The organism is Methanothermococcus thermolithotrophicus DSM 2095, from assembly GCF_000376965.1.
GTDB classification, from domain to species: Archaea; AGJL01; Methanococci; order Methanococcales; family Methanococcaceae; genus Methanothermococcus; species Methanothermococcus thermolithotrophicus.
In genome coordinates, this window is sequence record NZ_AQXV01000055.1 from 12,926 (window position 1) to 39,067 (window position 26,142).

Annotated in this window: 23 protein-coding genes and 1 pseudogene; 8 read left to right on the forward strand and 16 right to left on the reverse strand. The window is 33.0% G+C overall.

Annotated features, from left to right (window positions below):
- Positions 1-73 precede the first annotated feature (73 nt).
- Together nadC and cofG are read left to right on the forward strand one after the other, a co-directional pair.
- The gene (nadC, locus tag F555_RS0107825) at positions 74-910 is read left to right on the forward strand and encodes a carboxylating nicotinate-nucleotide diphosphorylase (RefSeq protein ID WP_018154669.1); all 837 of its coding nucleotides are present in this window, start codon (positions 74-76) and stop codon (positions 908-910) included.
- Positions 911-1,124: 214 nt separating this feature from the next.
- Positions 1,125-2,201, forward strand: a complete 1,077-nt coding sequence (gene cofG, locus F555_RS0107830) for a 7,8-didemethyl-8-hydroxy-5-deazariboflavin synthase subunit CofG (protein WP_018154670.1) — start codon at positions 1,125-1,127, stop codon at positions 2,199-2,201.
- A gap of 216 nt (positions 2,202-2,417) precedes the next feature.
- Here cofG and F555_RS0107835 read toward each other — a convergent pair whose 3' ends face one another.
- The 4 genes from F555_RS0107835 to F555_RS0107850 form a co-directional block, all read right to left on the reverse strand.
- Complete coding sequence (locus F555_RS0107835; protein ID WP_018154671.1) at positions 2,418-2,762, reverse strand: cupin domain-containing protein; 345 nt, start codon at positions 2,760-2,762, stop codon at positions 2,418-2,420.
- Between the two features lie 874 nt (positions 2,763-3,636).
- Positions 3,637-4,587 (reverse strand): hydroxymethylbilane synthase, encoded by a 951-nt coding sequence (gene hemC / locus F555_RS0107840; protein ID WP_018154672.1) that lies wholly within the window; start codon positions 4,585-4,587, stop codon positions 3,637-3,639.
- Positions 4,588-4,682: 95 nt separating this feature from the next.
- Positions 4,683-5,351, reverse strand: a complete 669-nt coding sequence (locus tag F555_RS0107845) for an ABC transporter ATP-binding protein (protein ID WP_018154673.1) — start codon at positions 5,349-5,351, stop codon at positions 4,683-4,685.
- A gap of 1 nt (position 5,352) precedes the next feature.
- Positions 5,353-6,543, reverse strand: coding sequence for an ABC transporter permease (locus F555_RS0107850; RefSeq protein ID WP_018154674.1), 1,191 nt, complete (start codon positions 6,541-6,543; stop codon positions 5,353-5,355).
- Positions 6,544-6,634: 91 nt separating this feature from the next.
- On the opposite strand from F555_RS0107850, the gene F555_RS0107855 reads away from it, so the two are divergent.
- The gene (locus F555_RS0107855; RefSeq protein ID WP_018154675.1) at positions 6,635-7,864 is read left to right on the forward strand and encodes a COG1361 S-layer family protein; all 1,230 of its coding nucleotides are present in this window, start codon (positions 6,635-6,637) and stop codon (positions 7,862-7,864) included.
- Between the two features lie 254 nt (positions 7,865-8,118).
- Here F555_RS0107855 and F555_RS0107860 read toward each other — a convergent pair whose 3' ends face one another.
- The 4 genes from F555_RS0107860 to F555_RS0107875 all read right to left on the reverse strand — a co-directional run bounded on the left by F555_RS0107860 (position 8,119) and on the right by F555_RS0107875 (position 11,663).
- Positions 8,119-8,640: a hypothetical protein gene (locus F555_RS0107860; protein ID WP_018154676.1), complete on the reverse strand. Its 522-nt coding sequence runs from the start codon at positions 8,638-8,640 to the stop codon at positions 8,119-8,121.
- Positions 8,641-8,648: 8 nt separating this feature from the next.
- On the reverse strand, positions 8,649-9,932 hold the full coding sequence (locus tag F555_RS09465) for a DUF2226 domain-containing protein (RefSeq protein ID WP_018154677.1): 1,284 nt from the start codon (positions 9,930-9,932) through the stop codon (positions 8,649-8,651).
- A gap of 36 nt (positions 9,933-9,968) precedes the next feature.
- Complete coding sequence (gene larB / locus F555_RS0107870; protein WP_018154678.1) at positions 9,969-10,748, reverse strand: nickel pincer cofactor biosynthesis protein LarB; 780 nt, start codon at positions 10,746-10,748, stop codon at positions 9,969-9,971.
- Positions 10,749-10,880: 132 nt separating this feature from the next.
- Positions 10,881-11,663 (reverse strand): D-aminoacyl-tRNA deacylase, encoded by a 783-nt coding sequence (locus tag F555_RS0107875; RefSeq protein WP_018154679.1) that lies wholly within the window; start codon positions 11,661-11,663, stop codon positions 10,881-10,883.
- A 202-nt stretch (positions 11,664-11,865) separates the two neighbouring features.
- Here F555_RS0107875 and F555_RS0107880 point away from each other — a divergent pair, with 202 nt between their 5' ends.
- From F555_RS0107880 to rsmA, 3 genes are all read left to right on the forward strand, one after another.
- Positions 11,866-13,842, forward strand: coding sequence for a DNA topoisomerase VI subunit B (locus F555_RS0107880; RefSeq protein ID WP_018154680.1), 1,977 nt, complete (start codon positions 11,866-11,868; stop codon positions 13,840-13,842).
- Between the two features lie 85 nt (positions 13,843-13,927).
- Positions 13,928-14,803, forward strand: coding sequence for an RsmD family RNA methyltransferase (locus tag F555_RS0107885; protein WP_018154681.1), 876 nt, complete (start codon positions 13,928-13,930; stop codon positions 14,801-14,803).
- Positions 14,804-14,854: 51 nt separating this feature from the next.
- Positions 14,855-15,673 carry a 16S rRNA (adenine(1518)-N(6)/adenine(1519)-N(6))-dimethyltransferase RsmA gene (gene rsmA, locus F555_RS0107890; RefSeq protein WP_018154682.1) on the forward strand — a complete coding sequence of 273 codons (819 nt, stop codon included), beginning with the start codon at positions 14,855-14,857 and terminating at the stop codon, positions 15,671-15,673.
- A 9-nt stretch (positions 15,674-15,682) separates the two neighbouring features.
- On the opposite strand, the gene purB is transcribed toward rsmA, so the two are convergent.
- From purB to cgi121, 5 genes are all read right to left on the reverse strand, one after another.
- Positions 15,683-17,026, reverse strand: a complete 1,344-nt coding sequence (purB, locus tag F555_RS0107895; RefSeq protein WP_018154683.1) for an adenylosuccinate lyase — start codon at positions 17,024-17,026, stop codon at positions 15,683-15,685.
- Between the two features lie 240 nt (positions 17,027-17,266).
- Complete coding sequence (locus F555_RS0107900) at positions 17,267-18,976, reverse strand: ATP-dependent DNA ligase (protein WP_026183013.1); 1,710 nt, start codon at positions 18,974-18,976, stop codon at positions 17,267-17,269.
- A gap of 252 nt (positions 18,977-19,228) precedes the next feature.
- Positions 19,229-19,570: a hypothetical protein gene (locus F555_RS0107905; protein ID WP_018154685.1), complete on the reverse strand. Its 342-nt coding sequence runs from the start codon at positions 19,568-19,570 to the stop codon at positions 19,229-19,231.
- A 73-nt stretch (positions 19,571-19,643) separates the two neighbouring features.
- Positions 19,644-20,927 (reverse strand): histidinol dehydrogenase, encoded by a 1,284-nt coding sequence (gene hisD / locus F555_RS0107910; RefSeq protein WP_018154686.1) that lies wholly within the window; start codon positions 20,925-20,927, stop codon positions 19,644-19,646.
- An 88-nt stretch (positions 20,928-21,015) separates the two neighbouring features.
- Positions 21,016-21,447, reverse strand: coding sequence for a KEOPS complex subunit Cgi121 (cgi121, locus tag F555_RS0107915; RefSeq protein ID WP_018154687.1), 432 nt, complete (start codon positions 21,445-21,447; stop codon positions 21,016-21,018).
- 199 nt (positions 21,448-21,646) lie between these two features.
- Between cgi121 and cobA the strand changes: the two genes are divergently transcribed.
- Both cobA and F555_RS0107925 read left to right on the forward strand, forming a co-directional pair.
- Positions 21,647-22,363, forward strand: a complete 717-nt coding sequence (gene cobA / locus F555_RS0107920; protein ID WP_018154688.1) for a uroporphyrinogen-III C-methyltransferase — start codon at positions 21,647-21,649, stop codon at positions 22,361-22,363.
- A gap of 58 nt (positions 22,364-22,421) precedes the next feature.
- Positions 22,422-23,114, forward strand: coding sequence for a ZIP family metal transporter (locus tag F555_RS0107925; protein WP_018154689.1), 693 nt, complete (start codon positions 22,422-22,424; stop codon positions 23,112-23,114).
- Between the two features lie 86 nt (positions 23,115-23,200).
- On the opposite strand, the pseudogene F555_RS09125 reads toward F555_RS0107925, so the two are convergent.
- The 3 genes and pseudogenes from F555_RS09125 to F555_RS0107940 all read right to left on the reverse strand — a co-directional run bounded on the left by F555_RS09125 (position 23,201) and on the right by F555_RS0107940 (position 26,137).
- Positions 23,201-24,699 (reverse strand): annotated as a pseudogene (locus F555_RS09125) (phosphoadenosine phosphosulfate reductase domain-containing protein).
- Positions 24,700-24,737: 38 nt separating this feature from the next.
- Complete coding sequence (locus F555_RS0107935) at positions 24,738-25,595, reverse strand: sulfite exporter TauE/SafE family protein (RefSeq protein ID WP_018154690.1); 858 nt, start codon at positions 25,593-25,595, stop codon at positions 24,738-24,740.
- 29 nt (positions 25,596-25,624) lie between these two features.
- Positions 25,625-26,137, reverse strand: coding sequence for an adenylyltransferase/cytidyltransferase family protein (locus tag F555_RS0107940; RefSeq protein ID WP_018154691.1), 513 nt, complete (start codon positions 26,135-26,137; stop codon positions 25,625-25,627).
- Positions 26,138-26,142 lie beyond the last annotated feature (5 nt).

Here is a 26,142-nt window from a genome sequence, read left to right on the forward strand (position 1 = left end):
CACTACTCGACGAAACCGAAGGTTTCGTGAGTCAGTAAATCCTTCGGATTTACTTCGACGTTCAGGTGATATGATGATAAGAGAACATGGTTTAAAGATATTGAAGGAGTCATTAATTTATGATGTTGGATTCGGTGACCTAACTACTGAAACACTAATTCCAAAGGATCAGGAATCAGACGGAGTAATAAAAGCTAAAGAAGAAGTGGTTGTATGCGGTCTTGATTTTGTTATTGATTTTATGGAATCTTTCGAGATAGAATGCAAACCACTTATAAAAGAAGGAGAAACGATAAAAGGGGATTTTTTAAAAATTCATGGAAATACGAGAACAATACTAACACTTGAAAGAACAGTTTTAAATTTTTTAATGCATCTATCGGGCATAGCTACAAAAACTCGTAATATTGTTGAAATGGTAAAAACCGTCAATGAAAACGTAAGAGTAGCATGTACAAGAAAGACTTTACCTGGATTATCGTTATTGGAAAAATATGCAGTCTCTGTTGGTGGGGGCGATACCCATAGATTCAGGCTTGATGACATGGTAATGATAAAAGACAACCATATTGAAGCAGTAGGTATTGAAGAATGCTTCAAAAAAATAAAAAATTTAAGTTTTACAAAAAAGGTTGAAATCGAAGTTGATACAGTTGAACAGCTCAAAGAAGTTCTTAAATATAAGCCAGATATAGTTCTTTTAGATAACTTCAAGCCTGAAGAAATTGGTGGAGCTCTTGAAATTCTAAATAAATTTGAAGAAGATACCAACTACAGGCCCTTAGTTGAAGTTAGTGGTGGAATAAACGAAGACAATGTTTTGGATTATGCCAAATATGACGTGGATATAATCTCAATGGGATGTTTAATACACTCTGCAAGAGCTGTGGATATTAGTTTGGATTTATAGTCGTTCTGCGAATGCAGGCACATAATTATATTTTAAATTAATTATTATTGTTTAAAAACTTCTATAATTTAATCGGAGCTCCGAAGTGAGCGTTATAAAAACCTTACGGTTTTTAAAACCCCTAACGGGAAGAGCTACGAAAATCTTGGATTTTCGTTCAAATTTAAATTATGCAGTAATTACTAATTGCAGAACGACTATATTGGGTGAAAGCATGGCAACAATGAATCGAGATGAAGCTATTGAATTTTTAAATTCAAAGTCCCCAAATGAAATTTTAGAAAAGCTAAATCTAATAAATAATCTTGAAACGGACAAAGAAAAATATGTTACTTATTCAAAGAACGTTTTTATTCCACTTTGTGATTGGTGTAGAAACATCTGTGGGTACTGTACATTCAGAAAAGAAAATTACAAACTCATGAAAAAAGAAGAAGTTAAAAAAATACTCTTAGAAGGGGATAAATACCAATGTAGAGAGGCATTATTCACCTTTGGAGAAGGGGTTGATGAAAACAAAAAAGTAAAGGAAGAACTAAAAAAAATGGGTTATTCTGGGATTTTAGAATATCTGTACGATTTGGAAGATTGGTGTCTGAGTAATACAGATTTATTGCCACATACCAACTGTGGAGTGATTTCATACGATGAGTTAAAAACTCTAAGGGAAGTAAACGCTTCAATGGGACTTATGCTTGAAACTTCAAGTGAAAGGTTGATGGAAACAATTGCCCATAAGGATAGTCCTGGAAAGGATCCAAAAAAAAGAATTGAATTAATTGAAAATGCAGGAAAATTAAAAATCCCATTTACCACCGGAATATTGATAGGTATTGGAGAAACTATTGAAGAAAGGGTAGATTCAATATTAAAAATAAAAGAGATTTACAAAAAATACGGGCATATTCAGGAAGTTATAATCCAAAATTTCAGGTCAAAAAAAGGTATCCCAATGGAAAACTTTAATGAACCTTCACCTTTGGAAATGTTAAAGACAATAATTGTTGCAAAATTGATTTTAAAGGATATTTCGATTCAGGTTCCACCTAACTTAAATAAGGAAACAGGCCAGTTGTTTTTACTTGCAGGAATAGATGACTGGGGCGGAGTCTCACCATTGACAAAAGACTACGTAAACCCAGAAGCTCCATGGCCAGAAATTGATGAGTTAAAAAAATTTACAGCGGAGCTCGGATTCCAGTTAAAGGAAAGGCTTCCAGTTTATGAAAAATACATAAACGAAGAATGGCTTGATAGTAGAATTTATGAAAAAATAATGAGTAAAAAATAATAATATTGACTTTTTTAAAATTTTTACTGTTTCCATCCAACCTTTTCTAAAGGTTGGATCCAAAAATAAGATATGGATGTATCCTCCAGACGCAACCCTTTAAAGTGTTGGATCCCAAAGTAATACACCACTTCGCTGAGCTCGTAGTGTCCTTAATGATATCTTTCAGACATAAAAAAGAGAATACGTGAAATAAATATTATGAACTTTTTTCGTTTACATATCGCCTGTAACGTCATTGTCTTTCGATTCAAAACATAAAATTACAGTTCGTTGATTGGATCGTGTCCTATGCCTGACGTTTTTAGGAATGGTAATCATCTGTCCAGGACCTATTTCTTCGGTGCGATCTTCGAAATCGACAAACAGTTTACCCTCAATAACATAAAAAAATTCGTCGCTGTTTTTGTGAAGATGCCAGTGGAAATCCCGTTGTAGAACACTCAATCTTACAACATGGTCATTTATTTCGCTTACAACAAAATTCTTCCAATCATCATTGATATCTTTTGTCAGCTCACTCACATCCAATTTTTCAAGATGTCCGACCTTTTTATCCATGCACATTCCTCCTGCGATTATCTAAAATTCGACCAGATTATTCTCCCTTGTTTAATCAAACAACTGTGTTATTTGATTTCTTAATCGAGGCAAATCACTATGTGATTTGCTGATCGAGACAAATTTCTAAAGAATTTGTCGATTCACAATCCACCGCAACATAGTTGCGGGGATCGAAGCAAATCTTTCAGATTCGCTGACTCACGAAACCTTCGGTTTCGTCGAGAGTTGAATAATCTACGATTATCTAACTAAACCCATGGTTTTTGTCGATCGAAGTAAATCCGAAGAATTTACTGACTCACAAAAATTCTTCGAATTTTTGTAGAGACTCACGAAATCTTAAAGATTTCGTCGAGAATCTTACAGATTTTAAGATAGTGGATTGGCTATTCAAACTAGATATTAAAGCTATTTTTTGAACATAAATACAGTTTCCATCCTTGTTTTAATGGATGAGTCTTTTAGACTCTACAAACACAAGAAAAAAGACATATTCGTACCTGTGTTTCCATCCTTGTTTAATCAAAAACTATGTTTTTGATTTTTTGAAATCTTGTAAAGATTTCAAGATAATGGATTAGCTATTCAAACACTTAACTTTCATCCTTCTTTTATGCTTTTTCTCTCATAAATATCTTCCTATTTTTGACATATTTTTCTAGGTGCTGGATTATCAAACCCTTTATAAAAGCCAGAAGGATTATGCTGCATAAAACAAATATAATATTAAAAAAAGTACTAAAATAGGTCACTACCCATATAATTCAAGAAAGTAAAATTAAAAAATTATATATTAAATAATTTAAAAAATATTAGTTGAATAATCGTAGTTACCTTTACATGTGTAAATATGGAAGCTCACCGCCTATCCCTACTCATCCACACGTTTTAATGCCTTTCCAACCTCTTCCCCAATTTTTTTGGCAAAATCTATTTTATCAACACTACAGTACACAAAACCTTCCTTTGAGATTACAACCTTATGTCGGTCGGAGCGAAGCGAAGAGTTACAAAATCCGAAGGATTTTGTCTGATTTTCTTCTGCTACAAGTTCACACCTTAAATTTAAAACTTCGCTTTCTTCGTCATAGTTTGCCAGAGCTCCGAATGGTGCCTGACATCCACCGCCGTATTCTCTTAAAGCCCACCTCTCGGCAGTGGCTTCTAAATAAGTTTTTTTATCGTTTATTTTCTGCAAAATTTCATTTATTTCTTTATCGTCCTTTCTTGATGCAACACCTATAACCCCCTGAGCTGGAGCAGGTAAGATATCCAATTTTTTATAGTTAAATTCAGAGAGATCTATTTTTAATCTTCTTAAGCCAGCTTCTGCTATGATTATAGCATCGTATTGACCTTCCCTTAATTTTCTTAATCTTGTATCAACATTGCCCCTCAGGAGTTTAGTTTTTAAATTTGGATACTTAATACTTAAAAATTCAGTCCTCCTTATACTTGAAGTTCCCACTATTAATTCATCGTGTTCTATATCAAATTCATTCTCTTTTTTCCACAGTATTAAATCATGGTAGCTCTCCCTTGGTGGGGTTGCAGAAATTATTAAATTTTCATTCCAAACAGTAGGCACATCCTTTAAACTGTGAACAGCAATATCTACCTCATTGTTCAACATCTTTAAATCAAGTTCTTTTGTAAATACACCAATCCCTAGTTCTGATAGTTTTTTATCCTGTACCTTATCTCCAGTGGTTTTTACTATCTTTACTTCAACATCTACTCCCACTTCTTTTAAAAGCCCTTCTATGTAATGGGTTTGTGCAAGTGCCAGTTTACTTCCTCTTGTACCTATTGTTATTTTCAAAATTTCACCTATAATTATTCATTCAACCTAACCAAATGTTCTCATTCACCTATTCCAACAATTAGACGAAAACCTTCGGTTTTCGTTGCTCGAACCTACGGTTCGATTTCTCCATCCTTCATTCTTATAATCTTTGTTGCATATTTTGTAAATTCTTTATCGTGGGTGACCATTATAATAGTTATCCCTTCTTCATGGAGCTTTTTTAAGGTTTCCAAAACTTGCCTACCGCTCTTACTATCTAAGTTTCCAGTAGGTTCGTCTGCAAATATTATTTCAGGTTTATTTGCAAGAGCTCGTGCTATTGCTACCCTTTGTTGTTGTCCACCGCTTAACTGATTGGGGTAATAATTTTCCCTATGTCCAAGATCTACTGATTTGAGTAGCTCCTTAGCCCGGCTTATCCTATATTTTTCATCTTTTTCATCGAGTATTAATGGGAGCTCCACATTTCCCAGTGCAGTTAATGTATTTATTAAATGAAACTGTTGAAATATGAAACCGCTGATTTTTCTTCTAAAAACTGCTCGTTCATTTTCATCCATTAGTGTGGTTTTTTTGCCTTTTATATGTAGTTCTCCTTTATTGGGAACATCCAAAAGACCTAAAATATTTAACAATGTGGATTTTCCACATCCACTTGGTCCCATAATTGCTACAAATTCACTTTTTTCAATTTTTAAATCTATTCCTTTTAGTACCTCTGTTTTAGCCTCCCCTTTCCCATATATTTTCCATATGTTTTTGGCTTCTATCAACGTCATATCATTCCCCTCTTAATGTATCCACAGGATTTAACTTTGCCCCGCTTCTTGCTGGAAAGTATCCGCTTATAATCCCTACAAAGAACGAAAATGCCAAAACCCCAACTACGAGCTCCCATGAAATCCACGCCTGAATCATTCCGTACCCCATATTTTGAGCCGCAATTTCAATAAGTTTGGCAATGATAATCCCTATTATTAAACCTACTATTCCCCCAAGTAATCCTAAAAAACCTGCTTCTACTACAAATATTTTCAGTATTGTTGTGGTTTCTGCGCCAAGTGCTTTTAAAATACCTATATCTTTTCTTCTCTCCAATATGCTCATATGCATGGTATTTGATATCCCAACTGCCCCAACAAGTAAAGATATTCCTGCAACTCCTGCTACAAACATAGTCAAAACACTTAGTATTCCACCAATTGATTTTGCCATTTGTTCAGCAGTTAAAACGCTGAAATTATCAGTCCCCATAGACTTTTCCAAGGCATCTTTTATATCTTCCGATACTTTTTTAATATTTGCACTATCTTTGATTTTCACCATTATGTAGTTATATTCTCCTTTTTTATTAAATAGTTCTTCACCGGAGCTCATGGGTATTATTACCATATTATCATCTTGCTGGTTACCTACCTGAGTCATGATTCCTACAATTTTAAATTTTTTACCGTCAATATATATGGTATCTCCTACTCCTAATTCTTTTTTGAATAAATTATATGCCGCCCCATGACCTATTATACATTTATAGTTGTCATTATCTGACAACCATCTACCTTTTTCAATTCCATAGCCACCTACATCGGAATAAACGGATTTTAGACTGGATGGTTTTGCATAGAATATATTTACGAAATATTTTTCGTCCCTGCGTTCAATATTAGCTCCGCTATACCACCCATATAGAACTTCATCCACTCCCCGTATATTTTTAATTGCCTTAATTTCTTTATCTCCAAAAAGCTTAGATGGGGGAGTTCCGAACTGTTTCATAGGAAAAATTTGTATTTTATTGGCTCCTAACTTAGCAGTTTCATCTTTTACATAATTTTGAACCCCATATCCCAAAGAAATCAAACTAACTATGGCAATAGTTCCAATAACTATTCCTATGATGGTTAGCAAGCTCTGAGTTCTCTTCTGTTTTAGATTTTTTCCTGCAAAGGAAATAACATCAATTATTTTCATATGTCCCCTCAAAATTAACATTATAACTATCCAATTTATATTTTATAAACAATAATACTTAATAACATACATTCCAATTTGGGGGGAGCTCATGAAATATTTAAAAATTCTGTTTTCTTTACTTGCAATGATTCTAATTTCAAATGTCTATGGATTAGCCATTGACAGCCCGCAGTACAGGGTAGATAACCCGGTACCAGATGAAAAATCGCCGAATATAATTCATCCTGGTGACGATGTAAGTGTATGGTTTAAAATAACAAACAACAACTACGACAAGGAATTAAAAGATATTAAAGTTATTATAAAGCCACATTATCCTTATGAATTAAGACAAGTAAATCCAACAAAGGGAATTGCAACTATATCACACCTAAATGGGGGAGAGAGTGATACGGTTTATTTCAAATTACATGTAAATGAAAACGCACCTTCACAGGATTATAGGATAGATGTAACAGTAGTAGCCACAGAGTATGAAACTAAGGGAAATGAAGTATATGAAAGAGAAATAAACTTTACAAAGATTTACTACCTACCAATATATGGAATTGCAAAATTTGAAATTGATATAAACAACAATACCATAAGTCCCTCTGAATCTAAGGTTTTAAAATTAACTCTTAAAAATAAGGGGACTGGGGTTGCAAAGTATTTGATGGTTAATTTTGAAGGAACTAAAAATGTAAATCTATTGGGTAGTACAACCTATTATTTAGAATCACTAAATCCTAGAAATGAAAAAAGTATTCAACTTAATATCTATGCCACCCCGGAAGTCGAAGATGGAATCCATACAGTTACTACTAAGATATCGTGGATAGGGGAGGACGGAAACCAATACAACTCAACTATACCAATTAATTTAAAGGTCGTTAAGAAAATACACAACAATCAACCTTATATATATTTAGAAGGGTACCGGAAAACACAGGATGGATACGAAGTAACTATTGGTATGGCAAATAGAGGTACTACAAAACTAAAACACTGTGTTTTAGCACTGTCCGGCGGTCCAAAGGAATTGAATAATAACCACATTAAGTATATTGGAGATTTAGATGAAGACGATTACGACACTGCAATTTTTGACTTTAGTTATGACGACCTAAAAAATACAACAGTTTTAAGAGTGAATTTTACCTACTTTGATGAATATCATAATGAATACTACCTTACAGAAACCTTTAACATAGATACTCGACCTAAAATCCGATCTGATAGCAATAAATTATATTACTGGATTGCAGGCGGGATTCTAATCGTGGTAGTGACTTATTTGTATATAAGAAGGAAGAAAAAAGTATATGTTGAGGAATAATCTTTTCTTATTTTTTTAAGTTTCAAAATTAATTTAAAATTAAATAAAATAAAAAAATATAGGCATCAGTTAAGTTTCTCATCTTCTTCGCCTAGTTTAAGACGAATCAGCCGGGGATAATATCATCATTTGCCTATATGGTGTATAATCGTTTGCAAATTATTTGTCATTATTCAATCATGATAATTTCTAAAGAATGATAATTTATACCTTAATTTTTCATGGTTACATCATTTATATGCAAACGACCATATTTAAGAGATATATTTGTCAAGTACGTTTAGCACATCTCTTATTATCCCATTTTCGCTTATTGGATCCACTTCAATATTCGAATGAATTATAAGATAAAGAGGAATATCATTTTTCTTAATGGTTGTTATATAAATGTATTCATCTCCAGCCTTTACGATCACTTTCGATGCGTTTTTTACTATATTATTTACGTTTTGAAATATGTTACTGTACTGTGCAGCAACTTCTTCAGGATCCTTGAGGGTTGATGCAATGGTTAAACCTTCTTCGTTTACTATTGTTATATCTGAGAGCTCGTTATCAAGTGCAATTTCCAATAGGTCGTATTCATCTGAGGCTTTCCTACTATTTTCAGTTGTGTATTTTTTAAGCTCTTTTAATCCTTCAATAACTTCTTCTTCAAGTTTTTCAATATTCTCTTTGCTGTTTTTATAGTGATAGTATTTAGTGAGCTTCCAACACGCTATCGAACCCAAAAATCCCACTATCAACGAAAATATAAAAAGATAAACACTCCCCATAATAACACCTATTCAAGTTCAATAGATATACTTGAATCCATATCAATAATATAATTATCCAAAATTTTTTGAATGAGATCTTCAATATCCCCCGGATTAATTTTCTTTTTTATAACTCCAAAAACCTTTTTAGGCGTTATTTTAACGTTACATATGCATGAGTACCCATCATCGTACTTAACTGAAATACTTACTAAAAAATTCTCAATGTCACTTATGCCCTTAAGTGAATTCTCTATTTTTTCCTTTAATTCTTCCTCTATTTTCTTTAGATCCGATGCATCTGGAACTGTAATATCCTGAATTATCCTATTCACCATATCTTCATCAGGCGGTTGTATTCCAAACTTCTTTAATAGTTCTTCACGGGATAACTTAGGTTCTTCAGCAGATTCATTCTGAGTATCTACTTTATCGGTTCTGGTTTCTTCAGATTTATCTGAAATGTGCTTAAGTTCCCCTGTAGGTACTAATGACCCCTCAAAATCATTTTCAATGTCTTTTGTTACACTTGAAGAAGAAGTATAAACCGTAGGGATTTCAAGTTTTGCATTTGGATATAACTCCAGGAAAACTTCTAATTTTTTAGAATCGTATTCGTAGATATCAACAATTGCACCAGGTTCTTTTATAATGTTTTCCAAAATGTTATATGCTTCTTCCCCAAATATTGCCCCTGAGAGATCTTGATAAGCTGCTGCAAAAGGCACTTTATCTTTGAAAATAATGTATCCTCTTTTATAGCCATTATCAGCTTTTTTGAAAATATCCAAAAGTCGATAACCTTCCAGATACTCACCTAGGAGCTCAGGGATTTTTACACTTTCCTGTTCATCTAATTTATTATAGTCATCATAATTTATGATTACTCCCATTTTAATAGGTTTGCCTTCAGGAACACTTAAATTGATATTTTGACATTTAGTATCTGGAATATATTGGTTTTCCATGGATTCATTCTTTCTATTGTTTTTGTTTAGAAATATTTCCCCATATAGTTCCATCATTAGTTTTAATTTATTGGAGTCGTAAGCGAAAATATCCACCACCTGGTTTTCTTGCTTTTTTATTTCTTCGATTAAATCTTTGGCATCTGCTCCAAAAACTTCTTTTTCATAGTTGTAGTAATAACCAATAATCTCTTTATCTTTAAAAAAAACGTATCCTTCCTCAAATTGACCGTTTTTCTTTGTAGATATTCTTAGGTAACCTTGAAAATCCTCAGGCAGATTCTTAACAACTTCATCATAGTTTTCTCCTATTCCAAGGAATTTTCCTTCTAATATTTCCATTAAAATCCCCTTTTATCATTATTTCTTACGCGTATGCTAATCATCTCCTTTACCCTTATTTATTCTCCTATGGATATTTGCGGCAATTAGCCCTGCAAAAACGCCTGCACCAAAACCATTGTCCATATTTACTACTGTAAGACCTGGAGCACAGGAATGCAACATTGTGAGTAATGGTGTTATTTTTATCCCATACCCTACCGATGTTGGAACTCCAACAACTGGAACGTCCACAAGTGATGTTACAACTGAAGGTAACGCCCCCTCCATACCTGCAACAACAATTATGCAGCACACGTCTTCTTCTATCATCATCTTAAGTGGTCCAAAAAGCCTGTGAACTCCTGCGATTCCCACATCATAGGATGTTAAGACTTCACAGCCCATCAATTCTGCAGCTTCCCTAGCCTCCTCTGCAATTGGAAGATCTGATGTTCCTGCGGCAAGTATCCCAATTTTTCCTATTCTTTCTATCTTGTGATCTTTTTTTATTAATGATGCAGTTCTTGCCATTTCATTAATTTCTAATTTAAATTCGGTATTATCCTTTAAGATGTTTTTCAGCCCTTCGATGTCTTTAACTCTGGTAGCAAGTGCTATTCCATTATCGTGTGCTAAATGAATCATTATTTTTGCTATGTCCTCAGTTCTTTTGCCTTCACCATAAATTACTTCAGGAATTCCAGTTCTCAGTTTTCTGGTGGTATCCAATTTACACATGTTGCCTATCTCTTCAAAGTACGTTAGTTTTAATTTCTTTTCTGCTTCTTCCAAACTTATCTCGCCGTTTTTAAATTTTGTTAAAATCTCCTTCATAATTTCCCTTCAGCTTTTGATTATTACTATCTTATCTGTGAATGGTTTTATAATTTTTTCCTTCATAGCATATTTACAATAAAAATTAACTAAACTAATATGAATAATACAATAAATAGATATATAGTTAAACTAGATTTTTTTCCATTCAATACCTTTATTCTCAAAAAATTCAATGTATCTTCTTTTGTCGTCCCCCCGTAGTCCTTTCCAGTCAAAAACTACATAGTCGAATTCTTGTTTTTCTAGCAATTGTTCAAGTACACTCTCAGAGAGTTGAGCATACTTTGGGGTTAAGTATCCAATATAGTAATCACCGGATAGAGCTCGTCTTGTAAACTTGGAAGTATAGTGGCCCCCACCAAGCCCGATAATTTTTTCCTTTTCTTCAAATTCTTTATTTTTTAAAATATCTAATGTATCGACTACAGATTTTGCGATTATTTCTCCAGCTTCCTCAATAATCCATTCTTTTTCACTACTTCCAATTTCAACAAAAACAGCCGGAGCTCTCAAATCAGATGGTCCGTGATGTACGACTTCAAAAGAAACATCAAAATTTAAAGAACTGTATTCATCCAAACTGTTGTATTCAGAAATCTTATTAAGTAAAATGGTGTTTAAAACAGGATCACATGGACAGACTTCTTCTTTATTGCCCCCAAATGAATTATCCTCAGTTAAGTTTCCAGGGGTGTGGACCGTTAATGTAGGTTTGCCGCTTTCACTCCTGTGTTTTGATAAAAAAATATAGCAGTCGGAATCGGGTAAGTCATTTTGAGACAAACGTGTAAGCTTCTTATCAGTTTCAAAAATCTTAAAATCACAATTTTTTTGTCTTTTTAATTCTTCCAATTTATTCTTAATATTTTGACTAGCTAAATCTTCCGTTGTTGACACGAGTAAATATTCCATACTATCATCCTCATTGCCGTTGTTGTTATAGTTTTTAAATTATTTTTAAATACTACTACAATATACTAAGTATATTGTAACGCATTATTCGTTATTTATGACTTTATTAAATTTAATGTATGTAAATGTGTGACATCTTTCGTCAAACGACCTGTACTGACGACGAGTATTATCATTCAGTTTAAGAAATTACGGTGATAAAGTGGCTGAAGCTAATGAAATATTTGATGAATTTAAAGAACATTCAATTGCAGAATTTTTCAGAAAAAATAGACACATGCTTGGATACAGTGGAAAATTAAGAAGTATGACCACAATAATTCACGAACTAGTAACTAACAGCCTAGATGCCTGTGAAGAGGCAGAGATTTTACCTGATATCAACGTGGAGATAGAAAAATTAGGTGCAGACCACTACAAAATATCAATTGAAGATAATGGACCTGGTATTCCTCCAGAATTCATACCTAAAGTATTCGGTAAAATGCTTGCCGGTTCTAAAATGCACAGATTGGTCCAATCAAGAGGTCAGCAAGGAATAGGGGCAGCGGGAGTACTCTTATTTGCTCAAATGACCACAGGAAAACCTCTTAAAATCATTACATCACTTGGAGATGGTGTAATCCACACCATGGAAATTAAAATGAGCATCGAGAAAAACGAAGGGGATATTGTTTCACATACTACCAGAGACGGTTACTGGAGAGGAACCAGAGTTGAAGGGGAATTTAAAGAAGTTACATACAGTAGAAGAGAACAAGGGCCATTTGAATACTTAAGAAGAATAAGTTTGGCAACACCTCATGCTAAAATAACCTTAAAAGATCCTGATGAAACTGTAGTTTTTGATAGAACAGTTGATGCAATCCCAGAACGTCCGGAAGAAATGAGGCCCCACCCATACGGTTTAACACCTGATGAATTACTTTATATTTCAAGAAAAACGGATTCCGTTAGGATCTCAAGTATGCTAACTAGTGAATTATCAAGGGTTACCTCAAAAAGAATTAAAGAACTACATGAATACATTTTGAGGGATAAATTATTGGAAAACTACAGAGATAGTACTTTTTGGGATATAGTTATAGGATGCTACCTAAATGTTGATATCAACAGTTATTTGGATAAATATGGAAAGTACTTTGACAAGAAGGAAATAGAGGAAGTAAAGAACTTGATAAATGAGCTCCCAGAAAGTTTATCAGAACTTAAGATTTACTACCTGAAATACCTTATAACAGAATATTTGATTAACAAACTGGATGATGAAGAAATAAAAGAGATAAGAAACCAGTTTAAAAAGAAACCAGAAAATTTCATAGAGTACATGGAAAAGAATTACTTAAATGCAGCATTGATGGACGAATTCAAGAGAAAATTAAAAACAATTGCAAAACCTCCAAAAGAATTTATCGATTCACTTATAGAAATGGCAATGGTTTCAGATGAGGAGTTAAAAAGATATAGAAAGGAAATAAAGAATTTATTAAAGAAAAATCCGAGAGAAATGGGATGGGATGATGCCGAATTAATAGTAAGGGTACTTCAAGATATGCATTTTATGGCACCATCCACCACTGGTTTAAGACCTATAAATGACGAAAACATTCATAAATCCTTGGAAACATTGAATCCAGACTTTGTTAAAACATTGACAAGGAGACCAAAAACCTACAAGGGTGGAATTCCATTTGCAGTTGAGGTAGGTATAGCCTATGGAGGAGACGCAGGTAAAGTCGTCGATAGCTCCAGAAAAATGGAAATAATGAGATTTGCAAACCATGTACCATTGCTGTTCGATACTTCAGGTTGTGGAATAACCAATGCTGTAAAGAGCATAAACTGGAGAAGATATGGATTGAGAAGCGATGAAGATGCGCCACTTACAGTATTTGTTAACTTAATATCAACACACATACCTTATACCTCTGCAGGAAAACAGGCAGTAGCTTGTAGCACTGAAGAAAACGAGGAAATATTCAATGAAATAAGGCAGGCCTTAATGATATGTGCAAGGGAGTTGGAACACCACATATCAAGGATAAGGAGAGAAAAAGAAGAAGAACAAAAGAAAAAATACATTCTAAAATACGCGGTAATCTTTGCAGAGGGTCTTGCAAACATTACAAGTAGGAGAAAAGAAGAAATCGAAGAAAGAGTTATTGAACTATTAAAATAATCTCTTTAACTACATTATTTATCCATTTACCGTATTTTATTCGTTCATTTTTATTTTAATATTTTTTAATGAGGGGGGCTTTTTTGTGTTATCAAAAGAAATTGTGGTTGAAAAAATAAAATCTTACAAACCTTGCCTTAACTGCAACAATCCAATACCAAAAAATGTTCCAATAAATAAACTGAAAATAGAAAATAGAAAAAAGGTTTGTGGGTGTGGAAAAACTCATATAGATGACGTGATGTTGGATGTATTTGATATTATGAAAGATGAGGGTGAATTTGAAGATTCAAATAAGGTTTCCTTAAAGGATGTCGGAGCTCCGTTGATGGAAATTGGATATCCATTAAAATATTTGCCAGTATTAAGAAAAAATGAGCTAATTGTTATGACAGATGTTTCAAAGAAATGTGCAAAGGAAATTGTCAAGATAGATGAGGTAAAGGGCGTACTATCTAAAAATCAAAGACCATCTGGTAATTCTTCTGAAATAAATAAGTTATTGTATGGAAATGATTTTAGATGCGATGTTTTTCCAATAAAATCCATTAATGACTGTGTCATAGTTTGCAAAAATCAGTCAAAAATCCACATAGAGTTTCCAAGACTATACAATCCAAAAATATTAAAGGTAGAGAGACTTAACCTTAAAAATAAGGTTGTAATTGATGGTTTTTGCGGTGTTGGAACTTTAGGAATGATTGCATTAAAGAAAGGGGCGAAAAAAGTAATTTTTTGTGATATTAACAAATACGCCATAGGCGATTTAATTTATAACTTAAAGTTGAATTTTGGAGAAGAAGTTTTTAACCATGTTGAGATTGTAAATTCTGATTTTTTGGATTTGGATGTAAAAGCATATAATGGAGATATATGCCTTGTGGATTTGTTCCCATATATGGATCCAACTGAATATTTAAAAAAAGCGAAAGAAATTGCAGACAAGGTAGTGGTTATTTAAACTAAATGTAATTATTGTTGATTTTACTAAAAAAGCTACATTTGTGGGATTATGAGACAGAACAAGAAACTAGGCCAGTGTTTTTTAACAGATAAAAACTTTGTAAAAAGAGCAGTTGAAAGTGCAGAATTAAACAAAAATGATGTAGTTTTAGAGATAGGTCTTGGAAAGGGAATACTAACAAAAGAAATTGCAAAAAATGCAAAAAAAGTTTATGTTATAGAGCTGGACAGAAGGCTTGAACCCTATGCTGACGAAATTTTAAAAGAATTTTCAAATGTTGAGGTTATATGGAACGATGCTTTAAAGGTAGATTTAAAGCAACTTGGCTTTAACAAAATAGTTGCCAACCTTCCATACCAGATTTCATCGCCAATAACATTCAAGTTCTTAGAGAATGATTTTGAAGTTGCAGTTTTAATGTACCAGTATGAGTTTGCCAAAAGAATGGTGGCAGCTCCTGGAACTAAGGAGTATGGAAGATTAAGTGTTGCAGTTCAGTATAAGGCAAATGTGGAGTTTGTATGCAAGGTTCCACCGTCAGCATTTTCTCCAAGACCAAAGGTAAATTCTGCAATAATAAAATTGACAAAAAGGGAAAAACCACTATTTTATGTTGAAAATGAAGAATTTTTTGAAAAAATACTTAGGGCATTATTCCAGCACAAAAACAAGATCGTCAAAAGAGCTCTTATTAACTCAAGTCATGAACTTGGAATTGATAGGAAAGACCTGGAGGATATATTAAATTCAATAGATGATAAATTTAATTTAAATGAAAGAGTTTTTAAACTAAGTCCTGAGAAAATAGGTGAGCTCAGTAATTTACTATTCAATAATATCGCCAAAAAAGATAAAGATAAGTTATAATAATTAATTTTAATTTTTCAATTCCTTAATTACTTCATCAACAATTTGTGGAGCCAATCCAATGTATGTCTTGTAGTCAAATAATCTTTCAACGTCTTCCAAAGTTAAATACTTCATAACTTCTTCATTTTCTAGTAAAACTTCTTTTAAGTGCCTATTTTCATCATGAGCTTTCATTGCACATTTTCTAACTGTTTCATGTGCTGTTTGTCTTCCCATACCTTTTTTTGCAAGTTCCATCATTACTCTTTCAGCCATTATCAATCCTTTTGTTAATTCAAGGTTTCTATTTACGTTTTCAATATTTACAGTTAACTTCTTCATTCCTTTAATTGCAAGGTTTAAAATATGGTCAAGCAAAATGCAGCTCTCAGGGAATAAACATCTTTCAGGTGAGGAGTTTGTAAGGTCTCTTTCTTCCCATAGAGGTATGTTGTCAAATTCTGCCAATGCATTTGCCTTTATAACTCTTGATAAACCGCAGATTTGCTCAAATGTTATTGGGTTTCTTTTGTGAGGCATTGTTGATGATCCGGTTTGTTTTGAAGCATCAAACTCTTCTTCAAGTTCTTTTATTTCAGATCTCTGCATGCTTCTTACTGTAATTCCAATTTTATTTAATGTTTGAGCAATTAAAGCCAGAACTGCCATAAATTCAGCATGCCTGTCCCTTTGAACAACTTGATTTGATATTAAAACAGGATTTAATCCTAAAATTTCACCAACACGTTTGTGAACCAGCAATCCGTTTTCACCAATTGCAGCCATTGTACCTACTGCACCAGTTATCATTGAAACACACAATCTATCTTTACACTCCTTCAATCTTTCAATATGTCTGCTTATTTCAGCTGCCCATAGTGCAAATTTCATTCCATAGGTTGTTGGAACTGCATGCTGTCCGTGTGTTCTACCAATACAAACTGTGTATTTGTGTTCTTCAGCTTTCTTAAGTAACTCTTCTTTTAATTTTTCTAATTTATCTTCTAAAATTGCTATTGCATCCTTAAATTGGAGTGATTGAGCAGTATCTATAATATCGTTAGAGGTTGAACCAAAGTGTATGTATTCACCAGCATTTCCTTCACAAACTTCTGCAAAAGCTTTAACAACAGATACAACATCGTGTCTTGTTTCTCTTTCTATCCCCTTAACTCTTTCCAACTTAACATATTTTGTTGATGCCTTTCTGTTTATTTCTTCTGCAGCTTCTTTTGGTATCATACCGAGCTCTGCCTCAGCCTTTGCCAGTGCAGCTTCTACTTCAAGCATCTTTTGAAGTTTTGTTTCTTCTTCCCATACTCTTTTCATTTCTTCAGTTCCATATCTAAAATCTATTGGGTGTACCGCCATATTTTCACCTTTCTTTTTCTGGTTAAGATATAATCGCTCTGTGAATAGCTGTCATGAATATTGTTTTTTTATATTTAATATTTCGTTTAACACCTTTGATGTAATGATGTGAGTCATGAAAACCTAACGGTTTTTCGAACATCGAAGCAAATCGAAGATTTGTTGAGAAGTGAGAAACCAGCGAATCCGAAGGATTCGTGCAGTTCAAGACCCTTAACGGGCTACGAAATCTGAAAGATTTCATTTAAGTGCATAGATTCTTTTCACATCTTCTAATGTATTTATATCATTTATAGATTTATCCTCCCTAATCTGCACAACCCTCGGGAATCTCAGTGCATAGCCACATTCATACTTATCAGATTTTTGAATTTCTTCGTAAGTTACTTCCAAAACTATTTTTGGCTCAACAATAACTTCTTCTCCTAAATCTTCAATTTTTACCTCTTCTATCATCTTGGTTAATCTATCCAGCTCTTCTTCAGTTAAACCACTGCCAACATGACCAATAGAGTATAGGTTACCTTCTTCATCTTTTACTGAAATCTCAAAGGAGCCGTACCAGTCTTTTCTTTTTCCCATTCCCATCCTTGCCCTTGTAATTACAACGTCAAGATTTTCTAGCGTAGGCTTGAATTTATACATGGTCCTTACCCTGCTCCCTGGAGTGTATGGGGCATTTGGATTTTTGATCATAACCCCTTCGTGACCTATGCTCAAACTCCATTTAAAGAATTCCTCCGCCTTTTTTAAATCATCTGTTGTTAATCTATAAGATATATCGATTTTTTTATCTGATTTTATCTCACTTTCAATTTTTTCTCTGTCTTTTTCCCAGTCGTTTGTACCAACAATTTTTTCCAATATTTTCCTTCTTTCTTTTAATGGTAGGTCAATCAGTTCTCTATCGTGGTATAGTATATCAAAGAGATAGACCCTTAGATTTATCTCTTCAGTCATTCTTTTTATATCGTATTTTCTCCTAAATCTCCTTAGTATATCTTGAAATGGTCTTGGATGTCCTGTTTTTAAATCTATAGCCACACATTCTCCTTCTACAATAATATTGTCCATATTCATTTTTTTTACTTCATCTACAATTTCAGGAATTGAGTTAGTAATGTTTTCCAGTTTTCTGCTGTATATCTTAACAGTATCTCCTTTTTTATGGATTTGAACCCTAGCTCCATCGTATTTTGTTTCAAATTGCGGTTCTCCCATCTCAGTTATTGCATCCTCTATTGAAGAAATTAATTGAGCAAGCATAGGTTTAATGGGCCTAAATACCTTCAGCTTCAAATCTTTATCCTTGTCTATATCGACTCCTAACATTAATTTTTCTGCAATTAACCCTATATCGTTTGTAACTGCATATATCTTCTCCAATTTATCCTTAGGAACATTAAAATAGATCGAAAGAGAATTTAAAATCGTTGGAACATTTAAACCTATTCTCATATCCTCCAAAATAAGTCTAGCTAAGTACCTACGTTCAACTGGGGAAGCCTTTAACAATAAACTTGCAATATGCCTAACTTTCTTTTTTTGAGAATTTGTACCTTCGATTTCAGAGACTTTTTTTAGTGTTTCATATACTTCATTGAGTTTTAAAGGCTGTTGAAACAGTGAAACCTGCCTTATGTCCGAACTTAACTTCTCCACAGCATAACCTATGTCTCCAGTTTCTTTTATAGCTTTTAATAGCCTTTTTTCATCTATTCCCATAGATTTTATAGCTTCTATTAATAAGTTAGGGCCAATTCCTAACTCCTTATCCTCATGCTCTGCAAAAACTCTACCTATTGTGATATAACATATTTTTTTAAGGTCTTCAGGATTCCCTTCTTTTTTTACCCTATCTATCAATTCAATAAAATAATCTGTTTTTTCTAGCCTTTTGGGAGTTTTTTCTATTTTATCGAATATTTCGCAAATATGTGAAAAATTAATGGTGGTCTTAGAATCCATACTTGCATCTTTGACATCGTTATGGTACATATCCTTAAACATTTTTTCACTCGTTTTCTTATATTAATATGGTTAGCAAGGATGAACAGTAATAAAACTATCATATATACAGGGAATAGTCATTTGTCATTTTTACAGGTTAAACCGATAAAAAAATAAATTGGTAATAACAATCGTTAAAAATTTTAAAAAGGTACTGTAAAGAGTTAAAGGTATTTGTTGTCATGTCATTAATTAGTTACTATTATTTTGCTCGCTTGTCGATGTAATTATACTTTTTAGTGTTTCATTGAATTCTGTAATTGTGTTGTTGAGCTCCTCCAGACTTTTATTATCCAGAGAATCTAGGTTCATATTGATTACATCATCACTGAGAACATTATCTCCAACTTCCATCGTTTTATCTACCATATTCAAATATTTATCCACATTGAATATATTTAAACTACCCTCATTATCTTTGTAGTTCTTATAGGTGTTGACGTATCCGCTGTCCTCTAAAAACTTTAGCCCATAACCAAAAAGAATCAAAAGTATAATAAGAGTTAAAAGATTTTTGTAAAATTTTAAGAGCATCTTATCACGATTATAGTGTGCTTCCTAATCATATGATATTTATGTAACTCTTTATTTATATATGATGCGATAATCATTTATCACTTTGTAATCTCCGCCTAACGGCCTCTGCATGGTTGAAAAGACCCTCTGCTTCAGCTAAAGTAATTACTATGTCGCCTATATTCTCTAGTCCTTCTTTGGTGAGCTCCTGAACTGTAGGTTTTTTTATAAATGTTTCAACACTCAATCCTGAATACATTCTTGCACAGGCTGATGTAGGTAGTACGTGGTTTGTTCCACTTGCATAATCCCCTACTGGAACAGGTGAATAGTTTCCTAAGAATATACTTCCAGCATTATTTATTGATTTTAAAACTTCCCTAGGATCTTCTGTAATTATTTCTAAGTGCTCAGGTGCATATTCATTTGAAAATTCTATACATTCTTTTAGGTCTCCAACCACTATTGCAGAGTTTTCCATGGATTTTTCAATAATTTCAGTTCTTTGTACAGTTTTTAATGCTTCGTGTATTTTGTTTTTTATCTTTTCCGCCTTTTCCATGTTTGTGGCAGTTATTATACAGGAAGCATTTGGATCGTGTTCTGCCTGTGCAAGGAAATCCATTGCTACATACTCTTCATTTGCAGTATCGTCACAGATTATTAAAACCTCTGACGGTCCTGCAGGGAAGTCTATTGCAACATCTCCATAAACCAGTTTTTTTGCAGCAGTTACAAAGATGTTTCCAGGACCTACGATTATATCGACTTTTGGTATTGATTCGGTTCCATATGCCAGAGCCCCTATAGCCTGAGCTCCACCTACTTTATATATGTCATCTACATTTGCAATATCGGATGCTACCAAAGTTGCAGGATTTCCTTCGTTTCCAGCAGGTGGTGATGTAACAATTACCTTTTCAACTCCAGCAACCTTTGCAGGAATTACAGTCATTAAAACAGTTGATGGATAGAATGCTCTACCTCCTGGAACATAACAGCCAGCTTTTTCTATCGGCCTTATTATCTGACCTGCTTTGATGCCATTTTTATTTATTTCCCACTCCTTAAGGTTGTTTAACTGCATTTTGTGAAATTCTGCTATACTTTCTGCAGCTTTCTCTATTGCCTCTACGATTTTATAATCTATCTTTTCGTAGGCTCTTTCTATTTCATCCTTACCTACTTTAAAGTCTTCAATATCTACTTTATCAAATTTTTTTGTGTATTCTCTTAAGGCAGTGTCTCCTTTTTCCCTGACGTTGTCCAAAATTTCTTGAACAGTAGGTATTATATTTTCAAGGTTCATTTTGTTTCTGTTAATGATTTTGTCCTTTTCTTCGGGTGTTAGTTCATCTATTCTTTTAATTATCATAAAAAATACCTCCAATGTGTAGGGTGAAACTGTAAATATATATTGTCATAATATTTTTCATACATTCTAAAATATATCTAAATACTCTTTATAACAACGCTATTTTTTCACAGACTCGCTCTAAAGTACTACCATAACCTTTGATATCAAATACTTCTCTTATCTTTTTTTCTTTTTCTTCGTTCAGCTCTAAAACCGAATCGTCTATTTCTCCACCAACAACATCCAAGACCTTATTTAACGTCTCTTCGTTTTCACAAATTATACAAATATTTCCTTCTTTTCCTTCTTTTACTCCAATTGTTTTTATTGCATTTGTTATCTGTCTCTGTGCTGAAGCTCTTACCAATATTTCCATCCACATATTATTTGATATTGGTTTTTTTGTTTTTGCTTGATTTATACTATGAATTATGTGCTTTTTTGAAGCTACCAAGTCGGCATTCAGTATCTGAAATGGAAGATTTAAATTAAATACTTCCTTTGAAACTTTTGCATGTCTAATGCCTTTTATAATCATATTATCGCCAACACTCAATATTAATTAATGTAGGATAAAAATGGATAAAATAGATAATACGTTCTTAATCTTAAATCTTAACCTGAGATATATTATATATCAGTTTATATATATGTAAATGGGATAAATATAATAATCTACCCGATTGTAAGAAAACATAAAAGCATAACAAACATAACGAAAAAAATGGGGAGAAATAATGAAAGTTATTCTCGTTGGTGCAGGACCTGGAGATGAAGAATTAATAACCTTAAAAGGACTTAACGCAATAAAAAACGCTGATGTTATTGTTTATGATGATTTAGTTGGAGAAAATCTCTTAAAATATAGTAAACCAGATGCTGAATTGATCTATGTGGGCAAAAGGAAGGGAAAACACTCGCATAAACAGGAGGAGATAAACCAAATACTTGTTGATAAGGCAAAAGAAAATAAAACTGTTGTTAGGTTAAAAGGTGGAGATTCGTTTGTTTTCGGAAGAGGTGGAGAAGAAGTCTTAGAGTTAAAAAAGAATAATATTCCATATGAGATTATACCTGGAATAACCTCTGCAATTGCAGTTCCTGAAGTTGCAAGTATCCCTGTAACCCATAGAAAGGTTGCTACATCCTTTACGGTGGTAACAGGACATGAAGCAGAAGATAAAGATAAAAAACAGGTTAAATTAAGCGAGCTAAATGCAGATACAATTGTTATATTGATGGGAATAACAAATTTGGAAAAACACGTTGAAGAACTACTAAAAAACAATAAAAGAAACGAAAATACTCCTGTGGCCATAATTATGGATGGTACAAAGGAAAATCAGAAAGTAGTAAAGGGGACTTTAGGGAATATTGTTGAAAAGGCTAAAGAAAACAACATAAGGCCGCCGGGAATTATAGTTGTTGGCGATGTGGTTAACGTGCTTGAATAATATGAAAATATATTATTATAAATCGGCATATACATGCCACAATATTTGAGGGGGTATCATGCTTTGGAATGAGGGGATTTTTGTATCTATTATTTGTTTTTTTGTGATGGTGATTGGAGGGATAATTTCTTACTTTGTTAACTCTTTAAAACACAAATACGAATATGAGATTTTTTCCAGCGGTTTCTTGCTAGGGGTGGCTTTATTTATATTGATACCAGGAGGGTATTCAGAAAATTTCGCAGTTTATGTGGTTATGGGGATGCTTTTAGTTTTAATAATTGAAAAAATACTTGCATTTTGCCCTTTAGGTAAAAATTATTGTATGGACTGTGGGGTGGAGGATGAGATTAAAATAAGACTGATTTATCTAATCTCATTTTTTATACACACCTTTATAGATGGGATTATTATAGCTATAACCTTCGCTGGAAGTCTTGGAATAACCCCTTATTTAGCAATAGTATTACACAAACTTCCTGCAGGTTTTGTTTTATTATCTCCGCTAAAACCTTACTACAAAAATAAAGCCATTATCCTGGGTGCCCTAGTTTCATTTGGAACTGTTCTAGGTACGATTGCTGGACTGCAGTTGATACCTCAGATACCTATAAAACCAACAATATCATTTTCTGGAGGCGTATTTATATCTACATCCCTTTTACTGACTTCTCATGCTACTAAACATAATCCAAATATATATTATGCTTTCCTTGGAGTTTTAATTGCTGGATTAATAAGTTTTTTTTAAATAAATATATTTAATAGATAAAACATTTGTAAAAAAGATATAACATACAATAATATATCAAACAAAGGAAGAAGAAAAAATATTTGTTAAATTTCGAAAGGATCTGAATCTTTATTTCTATTATTTGTTTTTTTATTTTTGTATTTCCATCTCCAGCCACCTTTTATCCAGTCTTCTCCAAGATTTTCCTTTTCCGCCCATTCTTTCAAAAATTCTTCCCACTTCTGCCATAATTGCGGATATCCTCTCTTTATGAGATCAATTTCTCCAATGTCCATTGCAGGACACATAAAACATCCAACCCTGTCAAAGCAACTTTCATAAAGTACATTGTAAGGAGCTTTATTTTTGAACAAGTATATCCAAACATGCATTGCAGACCAATTTAAAATTGGGGCTGAAAGCATCTGTTTTTTAATATGGGGGCTATTCCATATTCTCGGTTTTTTTGATCTGTTTATGGATTCGTATTTTCTCAACCCGACAAAAGTTAAGCATCCATTTTCATATTTTTCGTTTATAATTTTTTCAAGTGGTTTCATCTTGCAAACTTCACTACACCATCTGTAATCTCTTCCAGGGGGGCCGTATTCTCTGACTTTTTCCCAGAACTCTCTAGATTCTGCTTTATGAATTTTTATATTGTATGTCTTTTCAATGAGCTCTACATTTTCAAGTGTCTCTGGGAACTCTATACCCGTATCTGTGAATAAGACATCAAACTTCACAGGTTCTTCACAATCCCTAAATGCCTTTAAAGCCAGTAAAAGAACAATTAAACTATCTTTTCCTCCAGAGTAAGCGATCACACATGGTCTTTTAATTCTCTTTATAGTATTCCTCATAAAACCTACAGAGTTACTTTCAAACCTTTCAATTACATCGTTATTTGCCTTTACCATCTTTTCAATGGCGTCCTCTCCAACTTCATTTAGTATATTGGCTTTTTTTGGCATTTCTGCCTTTCTGACTTTTGCCACCATACCCTTTTCTGAGTCTAGAATTTCGTCATAGCTCATTCTAGCTCTACCGACACCTAAGACATCTAAATCTGTGTATTTATTGCTATCGTTATTGCTACTGCCATTATTGTTTTTTTCAACCAAAATTATAACATCGTCGTTTTTTTCTATATCTTCAGAGGCGTATTTTACACCAGGTCTTAAAACAGAAGCTCCCTTATTCAATATATAAGGAACTACCTCCTCACTTATTGAGATGATCTTTTTAGTCCCTCCAACATTTATTATTCTCCTAGCTCCTTCTATAGTAGGAATTATTTTCCAAGAATAGTCTTTTTCATCAAATCTTAAGATCCCAAATACTTGTCCATCCAATATTATCTCTCGCATATACTCTATACCAGGTGCCTTATTTAGAAGAACAACTCATTAACTCCAAACTGTTTTTCCAGAGTTTCTCTTATTAAATTTAAATCCCTTTCAAATGCAGGTCTTGCATCACCTGGTGGGGTTATTTTTACATCAAAAGGTTCCTCGCCACATATGTTACATTTTTTGTCTATTATAGGTAAATTACAGTTTTTACACCATTTTAGGTGAATTTTTCCAAGCATGTTTTTCATCATTTGTATCACCGTTTTTTACTTAATTCAGTTTTTCATTAAAATATCATTTTAACACCTACTAAAAGCAAAATAATCCCCAATAGTTTCTTTAAAAATTCTGGTTCAAACTTATTTGATAGTTTAGCTCCAAATTGAGATAATAACATACTTGCAATAGCAATAGGTATCCCTACAAACAATGATACATACCCTACAAAGTATAAGTATTTAATATTGTCAAAACCATTTAATGGATTTGAACTTGTTAAATATCCTATCAAGCCGCTTAAGGATATTATAATCATCATAGCTAAAGAAGTTCCTATGCTCTTTTTCATAGGGATGCCCATAATCAATGTTAAAAAAGGCACGATTATTATTCCACCACCTATTCCAAAGATACTTGAAGATATTCCTGCTAAAATACCAAAGAGAAAAATTAATTTTGGGTCGGTCTTTTTAACTTCCATTGTAGATAATGGGTTTGTAGGATTAAGTATGCTAAAACCATGTTCTCTGTTATTCCTATCAATAAGCATCTTTATAGAAATAATTATCAGAAAAAGTCCAAAAATAATCTTATACGAATTTCCACTTAAATAATCCAAGACAATTTTTACTCCAATAAATGACCCAAAAATACCGGAAACCCCCAACATAAGCGAGTATTTCCAAATTACATTTTTATTTAAAGCATGTCTATAAGTTCCAGCTACTGAAGTTAAAAAGACCACAAACAAACTTGTAGCCACAGCTATCTTTACCGTATAATCCTCGGGAATACTTAAGAGTTCAAATAAGTAAATCAATAGTGGGGTGGTGATAAAACCTCCGCCCAATCCCAATAGACCTGAAGTAAAACCTACAAAAGAACCTAAAAAAACCAAAAAACTAAATATATAAACTATACTCATCATATCCCTTACAGTCTCTCATATTATATTCATTTATTACCGCAGATATCCTTTGAGCTCCATTTTCTAATTACCTCTTTTATTATATCGTAGGAACTGTGAAATGGGCATTCAACATATTCTTCAACTTTTACGACCTCTGGATTTAAGTTGTATTTTTTCAGTTGTTTTTTTAATTCTTCAACTTTATAGGTGGTTTGATCAGGACCCAATACAATTACATCAGGTTTAATTTTTAGTATTGGTTCTAATTTGTCATTTAAACTACCTAAAATTGCTTTATCAACTGGTTTTAGTGCCTCTACCATCATGACCCTCTGTTCTTCGGGAATTATTGGCTTTCTACCTTTTATTTTTTCTACAGTTTTATCTCGGGCTATTATTACAACTAATTCATCTGCTAAACTTTTTGCAAATTTTAATGTATTATAGTGACCAGGGTGTAATAAGTCAAAAGTTCCTGCAGTTACTGCTATCTTCTTTTTTCTGCAAGGTTTAAACGCCTCAGAATTTTCTATTTTCTCGTTAGTCTTTGAAATCATGTTAT

Coding starts and splice junctions, on each gene's coding strand:
- larB (WP_018154678.1), bottom strand. CDS start 10,748: ATGAAGGAGATTTTAACAAAATTTAAAAACGGCGAGATAAGTTTGGAA.
- F555_RS0107940 (WP_018154691.1), bottom strand. CDS start 26,137: ATGATTTCAAAGACTAACGAGAAAATAGAAAATTCTGAGGCGTTTAAA.
- F555_RS09465 (WP_018154677.1), bottom strand. CDS start 9,932: ATGGAAATATTAGAAGGAAAATTCCTTGGAATAGGAGAAAACTATGAT.
- cofG (WP_018154670.1), top strand. CDS start 1,125: ATGGCAACAATGAATCGAGATGAAGCTATTGAATTTTTAAATTCAAAG.
- hisD (WP_018154686.1), bottom strand. CDS start 20,927: ATGATAATTAAAAGAATAGATGAACTAACACCCGAAGAAAAGGACAAA.
- F555_RS0107925 (WP_018154689.1), top strand. CDS start 22,422: ATGCTTTGGAATGAGGGGATTTTTGTATCTATTATTTGTTTTTTTGTG.
- rsmA (WP_018154682.1), top strand. CDS start 14,855: ATGAGACAGAACAAGAAACTAGGCCAGTGTTTTTTAACAGATAAAAAC.
- F555_RS0107875 (WP_018154679.1), bottom strand. CDS start 11,663: ATGGAATATTTACTCGTGTCAACAACGGAAGATTTAGCTAGTCAAAAT.
- nadC (WP_018154669.1), top strand. CDS start 74: ATGATAAGAGAACATGGTTTAAAGATATTGAAGGAGTCATTAATTTAT.
- F555_RS0107860 (WP_018154676.1), bottom strand. CDS start 8,640: ATGGGGAGTGTTTATCTTTTTATATTTTCGTTGATAGTGGGATTTTTG.
- F555_RS0107935 (WP_018154690.1), bottom strand. CDS start 25,595: ATGAGTATAGTTTATATATTTAGTTTTTTGGTTTTTTTAGGTTCTTTT.
- F555_RS0107835 (WP_018154671.1), bottom strand. CDS start 2,762: ATGGATAAAAAGGTCGGACATCTTGAAAAATTGGATGTGAGTGAGCTG.
- F555_RS0107850 (WP_018154674.1), bottom strand. CDS start 6,543: ATGAAAATAATTGATGTTATTTCCTTTGCAGGAAAAAATCTAAAACAG.
- cobA (WP_018154688.1), top strand. CDS start 21,647: ATGAAAGTTATTCTCGTTGGTGCAGGACCTGGAGATGAAGAATTAATA.
- cgi121 (WP_018154687.1), bottom strand. CDS start 21,447: ATGATTATAAAAGGCATTAGACATGCAAAAGTTTCAAAGGAAGTATTT.
- F555_RS0107855 (WP_018154675.1), top strand. CDS start 6,635: ATGAAATATTTAAAAATTCTGTTTTCTTTACTTGCAATGATTCTAATT.
- F555_RS0107845 (WP_018154673.1), bottom strand. CDS start 5,351: ATGACGTTGATAGAAGCCAAAAACATATGGAAAATATATGGGAAAGGG.
- F555_RS0107905 (WP_018154685.1), bottom strand. CDS start 19,570: ATGCTCTTAAAATTTTACAAAAATCTTTTAACTCTTATTATACTTTTG.
- purB (WP_018154683.1), bottom strand. CDS start 17,026: ATGGCGGTACACCCAATAGATTTTAGATATGGAACTGAAGAAATGAAA.